Source organism: Candidatus Nomurabacteria bacterium (assembly GCA_016699365.1).
In the GTDB taxonomy this organism is placed as follows: domain Bacteria; phylum Patescibacteriota; class Minisyncoccia; order Phycocordibacterales; family UBA9973; genus CAZLWF01.
Map to the genome: position 1 here is coordinate 360880 of CP064973.1, position 17342 is coordinate 378221.

26 protein-coding genes are annotated in these 17342 nt (G+C 36.3%); 25 read left to right on the forward strand and 1 reads right to left on the reverse strand.

Going from position 1 to position 17342, the window contains the following annotated elements:
* The first annotated feature begins 56 nt into the window (after window positions 1-56).
* The 21 genes from IPJ63_02000 to map all read left to right on the forward strand — a co-directional run bounded on the left by IPJ63_02000 (window position 57) and on the right by map (window position 11191).
* On the forward strand, window positions 57-374 hold the full coding sequence (locus IPJ63_02000; protein QQR76264.1) for a hypothetical protein: 318 nt from the start codon (window positions 57-59) through the stop codon (window positions 372-374).
* A gap of 268 nt (window positions 375-642) precedes the next feature.
* The gene (rpsS, locus tag IPJ63_02005; GenBank protein ID QQR76265.1) at window positions 643-993 is read left to right on the forward strand and encodes a 30S ribosomal protein S19; all 351 of its coding nucleotides are present in this window, start codon (window positions 643-645) and stop codon (window positions 991-993) included.
* Window positions 994-995: 2 nt separating this feature from the next.
* The gene (gene rplV, locus IPJ63_02010) at window positions 996-1403 is read left to right on the forward strand and encodes a 50S ribosomal protein L22 (GenBank protein ID QQR76266.1); all 408 of its coding nucleotides are present in this window, start codon (window positions 996-998) and stop codon (window positions 1401-1403) included.
* A gap of 20 nt (window positions 1404-1423) precedes the next feature.
* Window positions 1424-2089: a 30S ribosomal protein S3 gene (gene rpsC, locus IPJ63_02015; GenBank protein QQR76267.1), complete on the forward strand. Its 666-nt coding sequence runs from the start codon at window positions 1424-1426 to the stop codon at window positions 2087-2089.
* A 15-nt stretch (window positions 2090-2104) separates the two neighbouring features.
* Window positions 2105-2527 carry a 50S ribosomal protein L16 gene (rplP, locus tag IPJ63_02020; protein ID QQR76268.1) on the forward strand — a complete coding sequence of 141 codons (423 nt, stop codon included), beginning with the start codon at window positions 2105-2107 and terminating at the stop codon, window positions 2525-2527.
* 5 nt (window positions 2528-2532) lie between these two features.
* The gene (locus IPJ63_02025; protein ID QQR76269.1) at window positions 2533-2715 is read left to right on the forward strand and encodes a 50S ribosomal protein L29; all 183 of its coding nucleotides are present in this window, start codon (window positions 2533-2535) and stop codon (window positions 2713-2715) included.
* Window positions 2716-2719: 4 nt separating this feature from the next.
* Window positions 2720-2965 (forward strand): 30S ribosomal protein S17, encoded by a 246-nt coding sequence (gene rpsQ / locus IPJ63_02030; protein ID QQR76270.1) that lies wholly within the window; start codon window positions 2720-2722, stop codon window positions 2963-2965.
* A 25-nt stretch (window positions 2966-2990) separates the two neighbouring features.
* On the forward strand, window positions 2991-3362 hold the full coding sequence (rplN, locus tag IPJ63_02035; GenBank protein QQR76271.1) for a 50S ribosomal protein L14: 372 nt from the start codon (window positions 2991-2993) through the stop codon (window positions 3360-3362).
* Window positions 3363-3382: 20 nt separating this feature from the next.
* Window positions 3383-3637, forward strand: coding sequence for a 50S ribosomal protein L24 (gene rplX / locus IPJ63_02040; GenBank protein QQR77016.1), 255 nt, complete (start codon window positions 3383-3385; stop codon window positions 3635-3637).
* A 2-nt stretch (window positions 3638-3639) separates the two neighbouring features.
* Window positions 3640-4179: a 50S ribosomal protein L5 gene (gene rplE / locus IPJ63_02045; protein ID QQR76272.1), complete on the forward strand. Its 540-nt coding sequence runs from the start codon at window positions 3640-3642 to the stop codon at window positions 4177-4179.
* An 89-nt stretch (window positions 4180-4268) separates the two neighbouring features.
* A complete protein-coding gene (locus IPJ63_02050; protein ID QQR76273.1) occupies window positions 4269-5288 on the forward strand; it encodes a hypothetical protein in 1020 nt (339 codons plus the stop codon).
* 2 nt (window positions 5289-5290) lie between these two features.
* Entirely contained in the window at window positions 5291-5668 is a 378-nt protein-coding gene (locus tag IPJ63_02055; GenBank protein ID QQR76274.1) for a hypothetical protein, read from the forward strand.
* Between the two features lie 183 nt (window positions 5669-5851).
* A complete protein-coding gene (locus tag IPJ63_02060; GenBank protein QQR76275.1) occupies window positions 5852-6037 on the forward strand; it encodes a type Z 30S ribosomal protein S14 in 186 nt (61 codons plus the stop codon).
* 25 nt (window positions 6038-6062) lie between these two features.
* Window positions 6063-6449, forward strand: coding sequence for a 30S ribosomal protein S8 (gene rpsH / locus IPJ63_02065; protein QQR76276.1), 387 nt, complete (start codon window positions 6063-6065; stop codon window positions 6447-6449).
* Window positions 6450-6462: 13 nt separating this feature from the next.
* Window positions 6463-6996 carry a 50S ribosomal protein L6 gene (gene rplF, locus IPJ63_02070; GenBank protein ID QQR76277.1) on the forward strand — a complete coding sequence of 178 codons (534 nt, stop codon included), beginning with the start codon at window positions 6463-6465 and terminating at the stop codon, window positions 6994-6996.
* A 5-nt stretch (window positions 6997-7001) separates the two neighbouring features.
* Window positions 7002-7352, forward strand: a complete 351-nt coding sequence (locus IPJ63_02075; protein QQR76278.1) for a 50S ribosomal protein L18 — start codon at window positions 7002-7004, stop codon at window positions 7350-7352.
* A 9-nt stretch (window positions 7353-7361) separates the two neighbouring features.
* Window positions 7362-8003 (forward strand): 30S ribosomal protein S5, encoded by a 642-nt coding sequence (locus tag IPJ63_02080; GenBank protein ID QQR76279.1) that lies wholly within the window; start codon window positions 7362-7364, stop codon window positions 8001-8003.
* An 11-nt stretch (window positions 8004-8014) separates the two neighbouring features.
* The gene (locus tag IPJ63_02085; GenBank protein QQR76280.1) at window positions 8015-8458 is read left to right on the forward strand and encodes an uL15 family ribosomal protein; all 444 of its coding nucleotides are present in this window, start codon (window positions 8015-8017) and stop codon (window positions 8456-8458) included.
* A 5-nt stretch (window positions 8459-8463) separates the two neighbouring features.
* Complete coding sequence (gene secY / locus IPJ63_02090) at window positions 8464-9735, forward strand: preprotein translocase subunit SecY (GenBank protein QQR76281.1); 1272 nt, start codon at window positions 8464-8466, stop codon at window positions 9733-9735.
* A 96-nt stretch (window positions 9736-9831) separates the two neighbouring features.
* Window positions 9832-10440: a nucleoside monophosphate kinase gene (locus IPJ63_02095; protein QQR76282.1), complete on the forward strand. Its 609-nt coding sequence runs from the start codon at window positions 9832-9834 to the stop codon at window positions 10438-10440.
* Complete coding sequence (gene map, locus IPJ63_02100; GenBank protein ID QQR76283.1) at window positions 10427-11191, forward strand: type I methionyl aminopeptidase; 765 nt, start codon at window positions 10427-10429, stop codon at window positions 11189-11191. Before IPJ63_02095 ends, map begins: the two co-directional genes overlap by 14 nt.
* A 24-nt stretch (window positions 11192-11215) precedes the next feature.
* On the opposite strand, the gene IPJ63_02105 is transcribed toward map, so the two are convergent.
* The gene (locus IPJ63_02105) at window positions 11216-11899 is read right to left on the reverse strand and encodes a hypothetical protein (GenBank protein ID QQR76284.1); all 684 of its coding nucleotides are present in this window, start codon (window positions 11897-11899) and stop codon (window positions 11216-11218) included.
* 45 nt (window positions 11900-11944) lie between these two features.
* On the opposite strand from IPJ63_02105, the gene IPJ63_02110 reads away from it, so the two are divergent.
* From IPJ63_02110 to IPJ63_02125, 4 genes are all read left to right on the forward strand, one after another.
* Complete coding sequence (locus IPJ63_02110) at window positions 11945-14671, forward strand: type IV secretion system DNA-binding domain-containing protein (protein ID QQR76285.1); 2727 nt, start codon at window positions 11945-11947, stop codon at window positions 14669-14671.
* A gap of 64 nt (window positions 14672-14735) precedes the next feature.
* On the forward strand, window positions 14736-15212 hold the full coding sequence (ndk, locus tag IPJ63_02115; GenBank protein ID QQR76286.1) for a nucleoside-diphosphate kinase: 477 nt from the start codon (window positions 14736-14738) through the stop codon (window positions 15210-15212).
* 320 nt (window positions 15213-15532) lie between these two features.
* A complete protein-coding gene (locus IPJ63_02120) occupies window positions 15533-15961 on the forward strand; it encodes a hypothetical protein (GenBank protein ID QQR76287.1) in 429 nt (142 codons plus the stop codon).
* Window positions 15962-15969: 8 nt separating this feature from the next.
* Window positions 15970-17337, forward strand: coding sequence for an MBL fold metallo-hydrolase (locus IPJ63_02125; protein ID QQR76288.1), 1368 nt, complete (start codon window positions 15970-15972; stop codon window positions 17335-17337).
* Window positions 17338-17342 lie beyond the last annotated feature (5 nt).

A 17342-nucleotide genomic window follows, 5' to 3' on the forward strand; every position in this document is an offset into this window, starting at 1 on the left:
ACTTGCGAGGCTTTTCTTTTTTTCTTTTTGTGTTACTGTAAAACAAAACGAACACTATGAGAATAATAATTGTCCGCGTAGAATTGCCCGAAGCAAAATTTAATTATCTAAAGAATAAACTCATATCTTTAGGCCACTCTGTAGCCACTGTAGAGCTCAGGGAGGGTATGACCCATGAAGACTTGTCGAATGATTCAGTAATTATTTTTGCCAACGACCCTCTGGTTTTAATACCAAAGGAATGCAATGATTTTATTGGCTGGGCTGCAAAAAAAGATGTTTCTTTTGTATATCTAAATCAATCAAAGATTCCAAACCAGAGCCTCATTCCTAACTTAGGAGGTGACATACAGAATCTTCAAGTTTTTGCATAATTATATTTAAATCCCTCGATAAAGGGGGATTTTTTTGTGGGACATGTCTCTAAAATTGGTTTTTTTGAGCATGATCGCTGAATTTATGAATCTATAAAGAATCCTTATTTGACAATAAATGTGCTGTCTGCTAGTATAGTTTCGACGCTCGTAGAGAGCTATTTTAATTAGTAAATAGGCAAAAGGGACGAGGGAACGGGAATAAAGTACTTATTTTTTCTTGTAAAACTCAAATAATCCCTAATTCCTAATCACTTACCCCTAACACATGACACGATCACTTAAAAAAGGTCCATACGTTGACGAGAGACTCCTCAAAAAAATTGAGGGTAAAAATCCTATTGCTACAGGGGTTATTCGAACTTGGTCACGATCTTCTCAAATAAGTCCAGAAATGGTTGGTTTCAATTTTGGTGTACATAACGGTAAAAGTCACATAGAAGTGCTTGTTACAGAGGATATGGTGGGTCACAGATTAGGTGAATTTTCACCAACTCGTAAGTTTATTAGACATGGAGGTAAGATGCAAAAGGAACTTGAAGCAAAGCAGAAAGAGACAGAAATCGCTCAAGCTAAGGCTGCAAAGGCTACTTCAGATAGTAAGACAACTAAGAAATAATTATGAAGGCTTCAATTCCAAATTACAGACAGTCACCTAGAAAGGTTCGCTTAGTTGCGGATTTGATTAAGGGCAAGAAAGTAAAAGATGCTGAATTGGCTCTATCTTTTTTACCTAAGCGCGCAGCAACACCACTTTTGGTTTTGTTACGTTCAGCTGTTGCAAATGCAACTCAAAATTCTGGCATTAAAGTAGAGAATCTTGTAGTTTCAGATGTTAGAGTAGACAAAGGAGTAACCATGAAGCGTTTCATGCCTCGTGCACGTGGTTCTGCATCTCGTATAAACAAGAGATCAAGTCATGTATTGCTTGTTTTGTCTGAAAAGGTAGAGAAAGCAAAAGCAGTAAAGACAAAGACTTCAACAGCAAAGAAAGCAGCACCAAAGAAGGCTAAAAAAGTAACTGAATAATATTTTTTAAATAATAATTTATGTCAAAAATTGTCCACCCATATGCACATCGCCTAGTAATACTCAGAGATTGGAAATCTCGTTGGTTTGCTAGTGGTAAAAAATATGTAGATTTTCTACGTGTTGATGTTTTGATACGTGAATACCTAGAGAAGAGACTTCGTGGATCTTATGTTTCATCTATTGAGGTAGAAAGAAACCAAAAGGCTTTTCGTATAATAATACGCACATCAAGACCAGGTATGCTTATTGGTAGAAATGGAGAAGGATCAATCAAGCTAAAAGCAGACATAATCAAAGAAATAAACAAACTAGGCATAAAGCCATCTGAAGAGATAAAGATAGATATAGTTGAAGTTGCTCAACCAGAAGCAGATGCAGCTCTTGTGGCTTACATGATTGCTGAAGGTCTTGAAAAGAGACTTCCTTACAGACGTGTTTTGAAACAGACAGTTGAGAAAGTTATGTCAGTAAGAGGTGTTGAAGGAGCTCGTATTGTTGTAGGAGGAAGATTGGGAGGAGCAGAAATCGCAAGAAGTGAGGAAATAAAGCGTGGTTCAATACCACTACAAACTTTCCGAGCTGATATTGATTTCGCACGCGAAAAGGCACACCTACCTTACGGAGATGTTGGTATCAAAGTTTGGATTTATCGTGGACAAGTTTTTCAAAAAGATAAGAAATAATTTTAATTTAAATTTATGTTAGTCCCAAAGAAAGTAAAACATCGAAAATGGCAACGTGCACGTAAAGATATCTCAAAGCTCGGAAGTGATACGAGAGGTACTTCAGTGTCCTTCGGTTCTTATGGAATCAAGGCGACATCAAGTGCACGTGTTATGTCAAATCAAATCGAATCTGCTCGTAAGGCAATGACTCGTGCACTAGGTAAAACTGGTCGCGTTTGGATTCGAATATTCCCTGATCGTCCTGTAACAGCAAAACCACCAGAAGTGGGTATGGGAAAAGGAAAAGGAGATCTACAAGGATATTGCTTTGAAGTTAGACCAGGACGTGTTATTTTCGAAGTTGATGGTGTTGACGAGCGTATTGCTCGTGAGGCTCTACGAAAGGCTGGAACAAAGCTTCCTATGAAGACTAAGGTAGTAAGTCGCGAATTGTAAAATTTATGAAAAAGATGAAAGATATTAAAATAGAAGATATGGAAAAGGAACTAGCAGATGCTCGTGAAGCTCTTTCAAGTTTCAATTTCAATCTTTCTGGCGCAAAAACAAAGGATGTTCGCGCGGGTCGCAATACAAGAAGAAAAATCGCACGTATTTTAACAGAATTACGTCTACGAAAAGCATAAAACTATGAAAACAGAAGTTGTAAAAAAGAAGAAGGTTCTAAATGGTGTAGTTGTATCAAACAAGATGGACAAGACTGCGGTTGTTTCAGTTTCGAATTTCAATAAGCATCCTAAGTACCAAAAATATATTAAAGTTTCAAAAAAATACAAAGCACATGATGAAGACAATAGTGCTGTGGTCGGACAAAATGTAATGATTGAAGAATGTTCTCCTATTTCAAAGGACAAGCATTTTAAAATCATCAAATAATAATCTTAATTTTTAAAATAATTTTATGCTTCAAGATGGATCAGTTGTAAAAATAACAGACAATGCCGGAGGAAAGATCGGTAAAGTTTTCAAAGTACTCGGAGCTGCAAAAAAGAGATATGCTCGCATAGGGGATATTGTCATCATTTCAGTTAAGATCGCAGAACCTCGTAAGGCTGTAAAGAAAAAAGATGTCCACCAAGCTGTAGTAGTACGCACTACAAATGCTTTCCGCAGAAAGGATGGTTCATATATCAGATTTGATGATAACGCAGTTGTTATCCTTGAAAAAGGTAAGCTTGAGCCAAAAGCGGGACGCATATTTGGACCAATACCTCGTGAGTTGGCAGAAAAAGGTTACCAGAAAATAGTATCCCTTGCTCCAGAGGTTCTATAAAAAAAGTTTTAATAAACAAAATTATGAAAATCAAGAAAGGAGACAATGTAATAGTGCTAACAGGTAAGGATAAAGGCAAGAGTGGATCTGTCTTGAAGGCTATTCCTAGTGAAAATAAAGTTGTTATTGATGGAATAAATAAAAAAAAGAAGCATATTCGTAGCCGTGCAAGAGGTGCAAAAGGACAAGTAGTCGAAGTTTCTCTACCAATACACGCATCAAATGTTAAACTGAAGAGTGATGCAGCGGCAAAACCTAAAAAGACTAAGAAATAATTATGGAACCAATAAAGATAAAAGAAGAAAAAGCATATGAGATTATGAAAGCTAAGCGCGGTTATAAAAACCGTCTTGCCTCACCTCGTTTGTTGAAAGTCATAGTTGCATCTGGTACAGGTAGTGGAATCAAAAAGGATAAGAATCGCAATGAATTCATAATTGGCCGTCTTGCAAAGATCACAGGTCAAAAACCAGCAACAAAAAGTGCAAAGAAATCTATCGCTAGTTTTAAAGTTAGACAAGGAGATCCAGTTGGAGTTATGGTTACTCTACGCGGGGCTCGTATGTATGGATTCCTAGATAAACTGACAAACGTCGCTATCCCTCGTATGAAAGACTTCCGAGGTATTGAGACAAAGATCGTTGATTCTATAGGAAACTTAACTCTTCCAATCCGCGAACACACTATTTTCCCAGAAACAGGTGACGAAGAACTAAAAGATGTGTTTGGACTTGCTATTACAGTAGTAACAAGTGCAAAAACAAAAGAAGAAGCACTTGAATTCTTCACACTCCTAGGTTTTCCTTTCAAGAAATAAAAATATTTTATAAAACAAAATCCCCTGCATATGCAGGGGATTTTGTTTTATAAAGCAAACAAGATACAATGTTATTTATGAATACAAATATGGAAATCAATCCAACTGATACAAGTAAAAAAGAAGATATCACTCCTATAGAACTTCAGGCTCTTTTAGCTGAACAGTCAGCTGCTGAGCAAGCTGTAACTCAAAAAGAACAGGAGCTTATGATCGCAAAGCAGAAATTAGAAGATATAAACAGTCGCATTACAAAAAGCAGAGAAACTGTTGTTGAAAACAAGATTCCAGAAACCATAGAGGCGTATACACACACAGAGGTATCTCAAAATTTGGAAACTCCTATAGTAAGTCCTACTCAAGAATCTGAAAATACTCCGGTAGTTAAAAGTGAAAACATGTTTTCCGTAGGTGAAGAAAGATATGAAATGATTGCTTCTAAGATTTCTTCTGTAAAAGAAAATGTAAAATCTCGTGTTTCAGGTATGGGCAACAAATTAGGAAATTTCTTTAGAAAAATAAAAGACTTTGGTTACGAAATACCTAAAAATATTTCTGTGGCTATTTTATCTACTGACAAAATAATAGAGTCTGGTTTGAATATGGGCACAAAAGGTTTGGATGCTGGTATTGCGTTTGTTGATAAAATTTCTGATAAGGCTGCTAATGCTGTAGAGAATAGTGCAGTAGGGGTGAGTAACTGGATAAATGAAAAAGCGCAGGCAACAAAAAAATTCGCAGAGGAAAAAGCCGTACTAACCGCTTCTATCGTTGCTTACAAAGCAGAGCGTACCAAGGAAGGTCTCGCAAGGATTCAAGACAGTATATTTAACCAATTTAATAAACTTAATAACTTTATGACCGAGGCAGGCAATTTTGCTAGTGCGGAGGTTAGAAGAATAAAAATGAGACTAAAAGATGAAATTATAGCTTATAAAATGAGAGAGCTGGATAAAGAAATTGCGAGAGATGCTATGGTCGCAAATAATTTAGAAGATGCTAAGCAGGCTAGATTAAACGCAATAAAAGATAAGGCCAACAAACTCATTTCTCTAAGAGACGGTCTAAACAAGGTTGCAATAACAAATAATTCACAAGTAGCTATATAATTATGACTTTAGACGATTATATAAATGAAATAAAAAATTCTGATGTACTTCCACCAGAACAGAAAGCAAAGGCTGTTGCACTTCTAACATCTCGAGCTATTACTCCAGCGGTACTTGATGAGGTACAAGCTTTGATTGACAGTGAGTTGGACAAGTCTTTCTCTGAAGCTGGAATACAAGCTGATCTTAAAAATCCTGAAGTTGCAGAGATTATTGCTAAAGCTGATGCGGATATATCTTCCGTGGAACAAGACTTAGATAATAGTGTTAAATTTTTTGAAGAAGAAATGAACGCTCTTGAGGCGCAGGTGAAAGAAGTAGATGATGCTGTAACTCAAGGTAAAATTGAGGATTTGAAAAAAGATTTGGCTTCAGTATAAACTTAGTGAATCAAAGCCCTAGATAATAGGGTTTTGATTTGACATAAAAGCCCGATTTTGATAGTATAGGCGAAGCCAAATAGGTATCTGGCGAATCCGTGTTTCTCCTTTAGTTTGCTCGTTTTTGAGCTAATTTAAGAAAAGACACGAGATATTCCCAAATACTAAAAGGCTTTTATATATATGGCTAAAAAATCAACCGTTGCACGGTCAAAAAGAAAACCAAAATTTAGTACTCGAAAAGTAAATCGATGTTTTCGTTGTGGTCGCACACGTGGTTTCATGGGAGATTTCGGAGTTTGTCGTATTTGCTTTAGAGAATTAGCAAACGAAGGTAAGATTCCAGGTATCCGTAAATCTAGTTGGTAATCATAATTCAATAATAAAAATCACTATGGATCCAATCGCAGACATGTTAATAAAGCTAAAGAACGCTAACCGTGCAGAGCACGAAACTGTTAGTGTTCCTTTTTCACAGATAAAACTCGCTATTTTAGAGTGTTTGGTTGGTGAAGGGTACATAAAATCAGTTACAAAGAAGACTGAAAAAACTCACCCAACTCTTGAAGCTGAATTGGCTTATAGAGATGGATCTCCTCGTATAAGTGATGTTTCTAGAATTTCAAAGCCTTCTCGCAGAATGTACATGGGTGCAAAAGATATCAGACCTATCAAAAATGGCTTTGGACTTATTGTCCTATCAACTCCAAAGGGTATTATGTCTGGAACAAAAGCAAAGAAAGAACTGGTCGGTGGAGAGGTGCTATTTAAAATGTGGTAATAACAAAAGATTTATGTCACGCGTAGGAAAAAAACAACTTAAAATCGAATCTGGAGTAACAATTACTTACGTTGATGGTCTTTGTACTGTTACAGGTCCAAAGGGTACTATTACAAAAAACTTCCGAGATGATATTGAAATAAAAATCGAGGATGGATTGGTAACTTTCTCACCAAGAAAAGACACAGTGTTCAGTAGAGCTCTATGGGGAACATATGCTTCTCATGTTGAAAACATGATTAACGGTGTTACAAATATGTTCTCAAAGAAATTGATTCTTGAGGGAGTTGGATTCAAGTCAGAGGTTTCTGGTCAAAATCTAAACCTAGCATTAGGCTTCTCTCACCCTGTGGTTGTTCCAATCCCAGCAGGTCTTACAGTAACTGCTGAAAAGAACGTAATCACTGTTTCTGGAATAGACAAAGAACTTGTAGGACAATTTACAGCAAAAGTTCGTGCGATGAAAAAGCCTGAGCCTTATAAAGGTAAAGGATTCCGTTACGACACAGAGACTATTCGCCGAAAACAAGGTAAGAAATCTGCATAAAAAATATGAAAACAGTAAACAAAAAAACAGAAAAGAGAAACCGCATAAAACGAAAGATCAAGATCAAGATCAGTGGTACTTCAGAGCGTCCACGCTTGTCAGTTTTTCGCTCAAATAAGTTTATATACGCACAGCTTATTGATGACACAAAAGGCACAACTCTGGCTTCATATTCAGATGTAAAAATAGACAAAGGAACAAAAAATGAAAGAGCAATAAGTGTTGGAAAAGAAATTGCTAAGATTGCTATTGAGAAGGGAATAAAAACTGTTGTTTTTGATAGAAATGGATTTAAATATACTGGACGTGTAAAACTTCTTGCAGATAAAGCTCGAGAAGGAGGATTAATTTTTTAAACTAATTATATGGATACAGAAGAGAACAAAAACATAACACCTGAAGTTGTAGCAGCAGAACCTAAGAAGGAGGCTGTTGTTCCACAGAAGAGAGAAGGTGGATCTCGTGGAGCACCAAAAGGTCATGGAGGAAATCGCTCTGGAGGCAGAAGTGGAGGTTTTTCTAGACCAAAACCAGAATTTGACCAAAAGATTATTGATATCCGTCGCGTTACTCGTGTTGTAGCAGGAGGACGTCGCATGAGTTTCTCTGTAGCTATGGTTATAGGAGACAAGAAAGGTTCAGTAGGATTTGGAACAGGAAAGGCTACAGATACAGCGCTCGCTATATCTAAAGCACTAAAGAATGCTAGAAAGAACATGATAACAATCAAGACTACAAAAGGAATGTCTATTCCTCATGAAGTAGAAGCAAAATTCGCAAGTTCACGAATCAAAATATCTCCAAACAAGAGACACGGAATAGTTGCAGGTAGTACTGTTCGTGATATCGTAATACTAGCAGGATTGAAAAACATTACAGGAAAGATTCATTCAGGAAGTAAAAACAAATTGAATAACGCACAAGCTACTCTTAAGGCATTGTCACTTATAGCAACAAAGAAGCGAGTTGCTCCTGTAGAAGAAGTACAATCATACGTACAGCAATAATTTGAAATTTTATGCAAATACACAAACTAAAAAGAAATACTCCAAATAAAAAGAGCGCTCAAGTAGGACGTGGTGGTACTCGTGGAAAAACTTCTGGACGTGGAACAAAAGGACAGAAGTCACGCGCAGGTAACAAGAGACGCCCTCATATTCGAGATATCATAAAAAAGCTACCTAAACTTCGTGGTAGAGGTAAAAACAGTTTCGTTAGTTTTGAAATTAAACCAGCAGTTGTGAACCTATCTGCAATCGAATCTAATTTCAAAGCAGGGGATATTGTTACACCAACTATATTACTTGAAAAAAAGCTCGTAAAACGCATCCGTGGTATTACACCAAAAGTTAAACTATTAGGTACTGGTGAATTAACTAAGAAAATAATCTTCTCAAGAATACTAGTTTCAGAATCAGCAAAAGCTAAGATAGCTGCAACTGGAGGAGAAATACGCAAATAAAAATTATGACAAAGTTCTGGCAAAAAATACATAAAATATTTACTGATAAACAACTAAGAAAGCGAATATTGTTCACTGTGTTAATGCTGGCGGCTTTTAGAATTTTGGCTGCTATTCCAGTTCCGGGGATAGATACATCTCGACTAGCTTCTCTGCTCGCAAACAACCAATTCTTGGGAATAATAAATATATTTTCTGGAGGAGGACTATCAAACCTATCAATTATAATGTTGGGTGTAGGTCCATATATCACAGCTTCTATCATAATGCAGCTTCTTACTCTTATGATCCCTCGTTTGAAGGAGATGTATCAAGAAGAAGGTGAGATCGGAAGAAAGCGTTTTACTCAATACTCAAGACTTCTTACAGTCCCTCTAGCTGCTATTCAAGGTTTTAGTTTGCTTGTAATACTTGCAAGACAAGGAGTTTTGCCTGCACTAGGATTATTTGATCTTATAACTAGCATAGTAGTTATAATTGCTGGTTCTATGCTTTTGATGTGGATTGGTGAACTTATCACAGAATTCGGTATAGGTAACGGTGTCTCAGTTATAATTTTTGCAGGTATCGTAGCGACAGTTCCAACTCAAATGAGTCAAATCTTGTTCTCTTTTGATCCATCTCAGGTGCCATTTTATATACTCTTTATATTGGCTGGTATATTGATGATTATTGGAGTTATATATGTTACTGAGGCTGAAAGACCTATCCCTGTTACATATGCAAAACAATCAAGAGGTAACGCAACAACACAAGGAGCTTCTACATATATCCCACTGCGCGTTAACCAAGCTGGAGTTATTCCTATAATTTTCGCACTATCAATACTTCTATTTCCACAACTTATAGGTAACTACCTAGCAACTTCAACATCACTGTTTCTTTTGAAAGTTTCTGACTTCATGCTCTTGTTTGCTCAAGGAACACTTTGGTATGGAATTGCATACTTTGTATTGGTATTCTTGTTCACTTACTTCTACACTGCTGTTACTTTTGATCCGCACGCTATGGCTACAAACTTACAAAAAGGCGGTGCTTTTGTTCCAGGTATTAGACCAGGAACTGCAACAGAAGAATATGTAGGTAACATAGTTACTCGCATAACATTCCTAGGCGCTCTATTCTTGGGATTGGTAGCAGTATTTCCATTCATCATTCAGAAAGTTACAGGTATCACACAACTTGCTATCGGCGGAACAGCACTCTTGATCGTAGTTTCTGTAGTGCTTGATATAATCAAAAAAATCGACGCTCAGCTATCAATGCGAGAATACTAAAATATAAAGTAGCAAAAAACATACTGTCCAAAAATAATTCATAAATAAATTTATGAATTATTTTTCTAAAAGGACATTTTATGTTAGGATGCGAGTATGGAAAACAAACCTCAAACATTTATATTCTTTGGCAGATCTGGATCTGGCAAGGGAACACAAGCTAAATTACTCAAAGAACTTCTAGAAGGTAAAAACCGCAAGGTTATTTACCTTGAAACGGGTGAAAAGTTTAGAGACTTTATTCAGAAAGATAACTATACAGCTAATTTAACGAAGGGTGTTATGAAAGACGGAGGGCTACTGCCACCTTTTTTACCTGTATGGATTTGGGCAGATTCACTAATTGAGCAGTTTACTGGAGTAGAAGATTTGATACTAGACGGACTTGCTCGTAGAGCATCAGAGGCTCCGGTGCTTGATTCTGCAATTTCTTTTTACAAAAGAGAAAGACCTTATGTTGTATCTATAAATGTATCTAGGAATTGGTCAAAAGAACGCATGATGAGTCGAGGTAGGAGTGATGATACAGAAGAGTATATAGAGTCACGACTTGATTGGTATGATAGGGATGTGGTGCCTGCTATAGAGTATTTTAGAAATCACTCAGGTTATCATTTTATTGATGTGCACGGTGAGCAGTCTATTGAAAAAGTTCACGAAGAATTGATTAAAAAGATTTCAATTTTAAAAGGTGATAATAATTAAAACAAAAAAAGAAATAGAAATTTTGCGTGAGGGCGGGAAGATCTTGGGTAAGGTGTTGGATTCCGTGGTCAAAAAAGTAAAACCAGGAATCACTACAGACGAGTTAGATAGATATGCGTATGAATTGATAAAAAAGGCTGGTGGTAAGCCTGCTTTTTTAGACTACCAGCCTGATGGAGCTTCTTACCCATATCCAGCAACAATATGTATTTCAGTAAATGACGAAATAGTGCACGGTATTCCAAGTCCTAGAATTTTAAAAGAAGGCGATGTCGTTTCTCTTGATTTAGGACTTAATTACAAAGGTATGTTTACTGACCATGCTCGAACCGTGGGTGTGGGTAAAACAAATCTTAAATCTAGAAAATTACTTTCTGTCGCAGAAGAAGCATTGCATATAGGTATTGACCAGGCTCGTGCTGGAAATACTACAGGAGATATAGGGCATGCTATAGAAAGTTTTATAAAACCATATAAATATGGAATCGTAAGAGAGCTTGCAGGACACGGAGTAGGACGTGCAATTCACGAAGATCCTTATATACCTAACTTTGGTAAGGCAGGGCATGGAGAAAAGCTTGTGGCGGGTATGGTGATTGCGATAGAGCCTATGGTAAACGAAGGCACAGCTTCTGTTGTATTTGAAGATGATGGATATACTGTTTCTACAAAAGACGGTAAAAAGAGTGCCCATTTTGAGCATACGGTTCTTATAACCGATGGAGATCCAGAAGTTTTAACAGAAGTATAAAATACCCCGTGAATACGGGGTATTTTATACTAATTCTTCTTCAAATACTTCTTCAGGTTTCAATGTTTTATTTTTTAAATTTTCTTGTGCCTGTAAATTTGTATATTCGATATGAGTCTCCTTGTCTTTTTCGCTGACTTCTTGGTACCCATTTTCGATTTTACCGGATGATTCTTTAAAGAATTTTTTAGTTGCATCTACATTGTTCGGATGCATATATTCATATAAAAATTCCTCTGCCTCTTCTTTGTTTTTTATATCACTAGGTTCATATACCTTGTTGTATAATCTTTCATATCTTTTGATCTCACTTTTGTAATCCTCATATAATTTTGTAAAGTCTCGCAGGCTTTCTGCCGAAGAATCACGATATTTCATTGTAATTAGTATTAATGCTTCTAGAGCTTTCAGTCGATCCAGCATGTTTATTTGTGTCATGGAACTCATTTTTTCAAAATTAGCATCTTCTCTTAAGTCCAGACCATATTTACTGAACACTGATTTTTCAAAAGTATTCATTTTATTGAAATCTTCTTCTGACATACTCGCAATATTTACATGAGTCCCTCTTTGGTAATATTCAGGTTTTGGGTGAGTAATTTCTTCTGCCTTTTGCTGAGTTACACCTCCAGTGTTTGATATATCCCTCTCTCCTGGGTCCATATCCTCAAGTGGCTTGGCTTGATCAAAGTTATTCATTTTATCCATATGGCTACTATACCATCTATTTTTCATACTGTATAATAGAAAGTAATGGAACCCAATTTTTTCAAAGAATTACCCAAATTTCAATCTCCTGAAGAGGAGTTGAAATTTTTGCGAGAACACATAGCAAAAAGAGAGCAACAGTTAACTGAAGCAGGTTCTACTCCTGAGAAAAAAAATATAGCAGATGAGACCTTGCAGGCTTACAAGAATATTCCTCAAGAACAAGTTTTGTTGGAAAAAAATAAAGTCTCTGAAGCAGAAGCAGGACAATTTGTATTAAGACTAAAGCCAGAAGCCCACGATGCAAAGATGGAAGAGCTTTTGGGTGTTTTGATCTCTAGAGGCATAAAGGCTGCTATGGAGATGGCGTCTGGATTTAAGAATCCACATATAGATGATGACTTTCATAGATTCTTGGTTCAGTACTTAACTTCAACTCAAAACATTCCTGGATTAAAAGAAGGAACTCCGATGTTTAAGGGTCTTAACATGTCTCTTTTTGAAGTTACACTACCTCCTTCTGCGACAGGTAACGAAAAGAATTTCAAAGAACTTTTAGGTGCTATGGAGCAGTTTTATGCAGGTATGCAATCTGTTGCAGGGGATATGAGCAATAAAACAAAAGAATATTACACACTCGAAATTGCTCTATCTAGTTCAAGCAACGAAGTTGTTGTGTACGCTGCTGTTCCAAAAAACAAAGGTCAACTATTTGAAAAACAAGTTTTATCTTTTTATACAGACGCAAAAGTTCGAGAAGTTAGTGATGACTACAATATATTTTCTGTAGGAGGGGCTTCTTCTGGTGCGTACGCTAGTTTGTCTGAGAATCCAATTATGCCAATCAAGACTCACGATATGCTTGATCATGATCCTATGCAAGCAGTTTTGAATGTTTTTTCAAAGATGAAACGTGAAGGTGAAGGAGCAGCTATACAATTTACCATCATCCCAGCTGGGGATACTTTTATAAAACGATTCACAAGTATCTTAAAGGATGTAAAAGATGGCTTATCTATAAAAGAGGCCAATGAAAAATATAAAGTCGGTTCTGCTATCCTAAGTGCTTCAAAAAATCTATTATTTGGATCTGGAAAAGAAAAAGATAAAGACAAAAAAATTGATGATAATGCTGTAAATCATATAAGTGAAAAGATCAAAAGTTCCATTTTAGAAGTCGGCATACGGGTAATTGCTTCTGCAGAGACAAAAGAGAGAGCAGATGATATCTTGGTTGAGCTAGAAAGTGCGTTCAATCAATTTAATGATCCTGGAAGTAATAGATTTGCTTTCAATAAAATTTCAGACAAGAATTTACCAGGATTATTTCATGAGTATTCATATAGACTGATAAATGAATCCGAGAACCTTCCTCTAAATCTAAAAGAAATTTCAACAGTTTTTCATTTTCCAGTTGGAGTAGGTAATCCACAGCTCAAAGAAGCAAAAGCTGGTATTGCTCCAGCACCACTCGATATGTCTAGTGATGGAATATTGCTCGGTATAAATAAATACAGAGGTATGGAAACTCCTGTGCATATGAAGCGCGAAGATCGTATGCGTCACTTTTATGTTATTGGTCAGACCGGTACTGGTAAAACTGTGATTTTGAAGAATATGATTGCTCAGGATATTGCAAATGGTGATGGATGTTGTTTTATAGATCCACACGGCACCGATATTCAAGATATATTGTCATATGTTCCGCCAGAGAGAATCGATGATGTTATCTATTTTGATCCTGCTTATATTCCTCGACCAATGGCGCTAAACATGCTTGAATTTGATCCACGATACCCAGAGCAGAAGACTATGGTTATAGACACACTCATGATGATCTTCAACCAGCTCTTTTCAAAAGAATCTATGGGGCCGATGTTTGAGCAGTATTTTAAAAATGGTGCATATTTGGTTATGGATCATCCAGAGAGTGGCTCTACCTTGCTTGAAATCACCCGTGTTCTAGCAGATAAAGCTTTCCGAGATATGAAGCTACAACACTGTAAAAACCCTATTGTGAAGCAATTTTGGGCTTCTGCTGAAGCAACTACAGGTGATCAAGGTCTTTCAAACTTCGTACCCTACATCACTTCAAAATTTGATGTGTTTATCTCAAACGAGTTTACTCGTCCTGTTGTACTCCAAGAAACTTCTGCACTTAATTTTAGAGATATCATGGATAACAAGAAAATTCTTCTTGTGAATCTGTCCAAGGGAAGACTAGGGGAACTGAATGCAAACTTGATAGGTATGCTTATTGTTATGAAGTTTCAGATGGCAGCACTTTCACGCGTTGATTCTTATGGAAAGCAGATGTCAGATTTTTATTTATACATAGATGAATTCCAGAACGTAACAACTCCTGCAATAGCATCTATTCTATCTGAGGCTCGTAAATATAGACTGTCGCTCAACGTTGCTCACCAATATATTTCACAGCTTCCAGATGATATTAAAAATGCAGTTTTTGGTAACGTGGGTTCAATGGCAGTATTTCGCATAAGTCCAGAAGATGCTTCGTTCTTGGAACCAAAATTTACTCCAACATTTACTGCACAAGATATTTCAAGACTCGATAACTACAACGCATATATGAGTATGATTATAAATGGTGCACCGGCGTTGAAACCCTTCAATATAGAAACATTGGCGCCACGAAAAGGAAACGTAGAAATAGTAGAAAAATTGAAACAAATCTCATATCTAAAATACGGGCGTGATCGCGCAGAAGTAGAGGAAGAAGTTTTTGCAAAATTCAAGAAGTCTCAATAGAATCTTGCTTAAAGACCTACTCTCAGGTATTATGAGGGCACTTTAGTATTAATATAAAGAATATATGGCACGACCAAATGAAGAAAAGTCATTAATAATCATCAAACCAGATACACTTCAGCGAAATCTTGTGGGTGAAATAATAAGTCGCTTTGAAAGAAAGGGTTTGAAGATAATTGGTATGAAAATGATGACAGTAGAGGATGCTGTTTTAAAAGAACATTACGCACATATTGCAGATAAACCATTTTTCCCTGGTATTTTAAATTACATGAAAACATGTCCTGTTATAGTAATGGCGGTTTCAGGTATCAATGCTATATCAGCAATAAGACTAATAGTCGGCCCAACACGAGGATATGAAGCAGACGCTGGTAGCATAAGAGGAGATTTCTCTATGAGTGCTCAATCCAATCTGGTTCACGCATCTGATTCTTTGGAGGCTGGAGAAAATGAGATAAAAAGATTTTTTAAATCGGAAGAATTATTTTCTTATGGAAAAATTGATACAGATTTAATATATTCTGAACACAAAGATTAATTTTTTGACAAAAACCCATTAAGATGGGTTTTTGTTTTGTTTAAAAGTTGTAAAACAAATAAAAATGTTCGTCTAGATTGCGAGATTGAAAACACTAGTCTATAATATCCATAGGATTACTTACAAGTATTACCGAGAACATTTAAGTTTATGGGATTCTAATCTTTTGTAATGTTGGTGGAGCCGAAAGGTGACCGATACACTACATCGAGGAGGCCCACGTAGCATAAAATACGCTACGGTAAAACTCTGGGTAGTCCTAAAAAGTCTCTCTGCCGCGTGGCAGGGATTTTTTTATGGTTTTAAAGTATAATATATCCATGACAACCGCAAAGTATATCAAAATCAGACTTCTTGGGCTTATTTTGTTTATTTTATTTACCAATCTTTTGGCAATGAAGTTCTTTTGGTATTTGAGTATTTGGTGGTTTGATATGCCGATGCACTTTTTAGGCGGAGTATTTTTAGGATTTTTATATATTGGACTTGGTCATACTATAAAATCTAGCTTCTTTACTTTACCATCAGCTATCCTGTCTCGTTCTAGTGTAATTCGTTTCGTAATATTTGTTTTGTCGATTGGTTTTGCATGGGAAGTGTACGAATTTGGAGTCGCTCGTATAACATTTGGAGATTTAGGCACACCGCTCGATTCAATTAGTGATTTATTTTTTGATATAGCAGGAGGTTTGTTTGCTTACATTTTGGTTCTAAGAAATATATGGGCAAATAAAAATAATAATATATAATATACTAGATGGATAAAAAAGAAGCCGTTGTAACTTTTTGCTCTGGTGCAGGCACTGTGACTGGTGCTAATTTTCTTTTTGAAGCTAGTGGTCACAAAATACTAATTGATTGCGGTCTATTACAATCAACAAAACTTGCCGATGAAATAAACTGGCAGGATTTCTCTTATGACCCAAAACAAATTGATGCTTTGTTTATAACACATGCGCATATAGACCACATAGGTCGTATACCAAAATTATTCAAGGATGGATTCAGGGGTGTTATATATTCTACAAATGCTACCAAGGATTTAGCGCTACCTATGCTTTTAGACACAACTGTAATACTAGGTAGAGACATAGAACATAAATTGGATGAGATATACACAGCAGAATCGGTAGTTGAAATTATGAAGCTATGGAAAGGTGTAGACTATCATGAGAAAGTTAGCGAATTCTCAGAATTAGAGATTTTTTATAAAGACGCTGGTCATATACTTGGTTCTGGAATGCTTTATATAAAATATAACGGCAAGAATATAGTCTTTACTGGAGACTTGGGCAATTCTCCTTCGCCTATACTTTTAGATACTGAAAAAGTCGACGATGCCGATTATATGATAATGGAATCTGTCTATGGTGATAGAAATCATGAGTCTAGAGGAGAGCGCAAACAAAGACTGCAGGCTATAATTCAAGATAATTTTAAAAGAAATGGGACATTGATAATCCCAACCTTCTCTCTCGAGCGTTCACAAGAACTATTATTTGAAATAAATGATCTTGTTGAAAATGAGCGCATACCTAAGATGCCTATATTTTTTGATTCACCTCTAGCAATAAAACTAACAAAGGTTTATAGGAATTATGAAAAACTTCTAAACAAAGATGCTCTTGTCCATATAGACCATGGAGATGATATTTTTATGTTTAAGGGTTTACACACAACTCTAAAAACAGAAGAATCAAAGATGATATTAAATACACCAGACCCTAAGATAATTATTGCCGGAAGTGGTATGTCTAATGGGGGAAGGATTGTTCATCATGAAAAAAATTATCTTCCAGACGAAAACAATACACTGCTTTTGATAGGGTATCAGTCTTCAGGCACAATGGGGCGTGCAATAGAAGATGGTGCTGAAACTGTAAAGATATTTGGTGAAGATGTCCCAGTTAGGGCCCATATTGAAAAAATTAGTGGATATTCTGGACACAAAGATTCTGACAATCTAATAAATTTTGTATCGGACACACAAGAAAGGGTAAAGAAAGTTTATCTGGCGATGGGAGAACCAAAGTCTTCATTATTTTTAGCTCAAAAGTTACGTGATAATTTTGGTATAGACGCAGTTGTGCCAAAAGGAGGGGATGTTGTAACCCTCGCATGCTAATATAT

Excerpts from the sequence above, each read along its gene's own strand:
- IPJ63_02000 (QQR76264.1), top strand. The coding sequence starts at position 57 with ATGAGAATAATAATTGTCCGCGTAGAATTGCCCGAAGCAAAATTTAAT.
- rpsS (QQR76265.1), top strand. The coding sequence starts at position 643 with ATGACACGATCACTTAAAAAAGGTCCATACGTTGACGAGAGACTCCTC.
- rplV (QQR76266.1), top strand. The coding sequence starts at position 996 with ATGAAGGCTTCAATTCCAAATTACAGACAGTCACCTAGAAAGGTTCGC.
- rpsC (QQR76267.1), top strand. The coding sequence starts at position 1,424 with ATGTCAAAAATTGTCCACCCATATGCACATCGCCTAGTAATACTCAGA.
- rplP (QQR76268.1), top strand. The coding sequence starts at position 2,105 with ATGTTAGTCCCAAAGAAAGTAAAACATCGAAAATGGCAACGTGCACGT.
- IPJ63_02025 (QQR76269.1), top strand. The coding sequence starts at position 2,533 with ATGAAAAAGATGAAAGATATTAAAATAGAAGATATGGAAAAGGAACTA.
- rpsQ (QQR76270.1), top strand. The coding sequence starts at position 2,720 with ATGAAAACAGAAGTTGTAAAAAAGAAGAAGGTTCTAAATGGTGTAGTT.
- rplN (QQR76271.1), top strand. The coding sequence starts at position 2,991 with ATGCTTCAAGATGGATCAGTTGTAAAAATAACAGACAATGCCGGAGGA.
- rplE (QQR76272.1), top strand. The coding sequence starts at position 3,640 with ATGGAACCAATAAAGATAAAAGAAGAAAAAGCATATGAGATTATGAAA.
- IPJ63_02050 (QQR76273.1), top strand. The coding sequence starts at position 4,269 with ATGGAAATCAATCCAACTGATACAAGTAAAAAAGAAGATATCACTCCT.
- IPJ63_02055 (QQR76274.1), top strand. The coding sequence starts at position 5,291 with ATGACTTTAGACGATTATATAAATGAAATAAAAAATTCTGATGTACTT.
- IPJ63_02060 (QQR76275.1), top strand. The coding sequence starts at position 5,852 with ATGGCTAAAAAATCAACCGTTGCACGGTCAAAAAGAAAACCAAAATTT.
- rpsH (QQR76276.1), top strand. The coding sequence starts at position 6,063 with ATGGATCCAATCGCAGACATGTTAATAAAGCTAAAGAACGCTAACCGT.
- rplF (QQR76277.1), top strand. The coding sequence starts at position 6,463 with ATGTCACGCGTAGGAAAAAAACAACTTAAAATCGAATCTGGAGTAACA.
- IPJ63_02075 (QQR76278.1), top strand. The coding sequence starts at position 7,002 with ATGAAAACAGTAAACAAAAAAACAGAAAAGAGAAACCGCATAAAACGA.
- IPJ63_02080 (QQR76279.1), top strand. The coding sequence starts at position 7,362 with ATGGATACAGAAGAGAACAAAAACATAACACCTGAAGTTGTAGCAGCA.
- IPJ63_02085 (QQR76280.1), top strand. The coding sequence starts at position 8,015 with ATGCAAATACACAAACTAAAAAGAAATACTCCAAATAAAAAGAGCGCT.
- secY (QQR76281.1), top strand. The coding sequence starts at position 8,464 with ATGACAAAGTTCTGGCAAAAAATACATAAAATATTTACTGATAAACAA.
- IPJ63_02095 (QQR76282.1), top strand. The coding sequence starts at position 9,832 with ATGGAAAACAAACCTCAAACATTTATATTCTTTGGCAGATCTGGATCT.
- IPJ63_02105 (QQR76284.1), bottom strand. The coding sequence starts at position 11,899 with ATGGATAAAATGAATAACTTTGATCAAGCCAAGCCACTTGAGGATATG.
- IPJ63_02110 (QQR76285.1), top strand. The coding sequence starts at position 11,945 with ATGGAACCCAATTTTTTCAAAGAATTACCCAAATTTCAATCTCCTGAA.
- ndk (QQR76286.1), top strand. The coding sequence starts at position 14,736 with ATGGCACGACCAAATGAAGAAAAGTCATTAATAATCATCAAACCAGAT.
- IPJ63_02120 (QQR76287.1), top strand. The coding sequence starts at position 15,533 with ATGACAACCGCAAAGTATATCAAAATCAGACTTCTTGGGCTTATTTTG.
- IPJ63_02125 (QQR76288.1), top strand. The coding sequence starts at position 15,970 with ATGGATAAAAAAGAAGCCGTTGTAACTTTTTGCTCTGGTGCAGGCACT.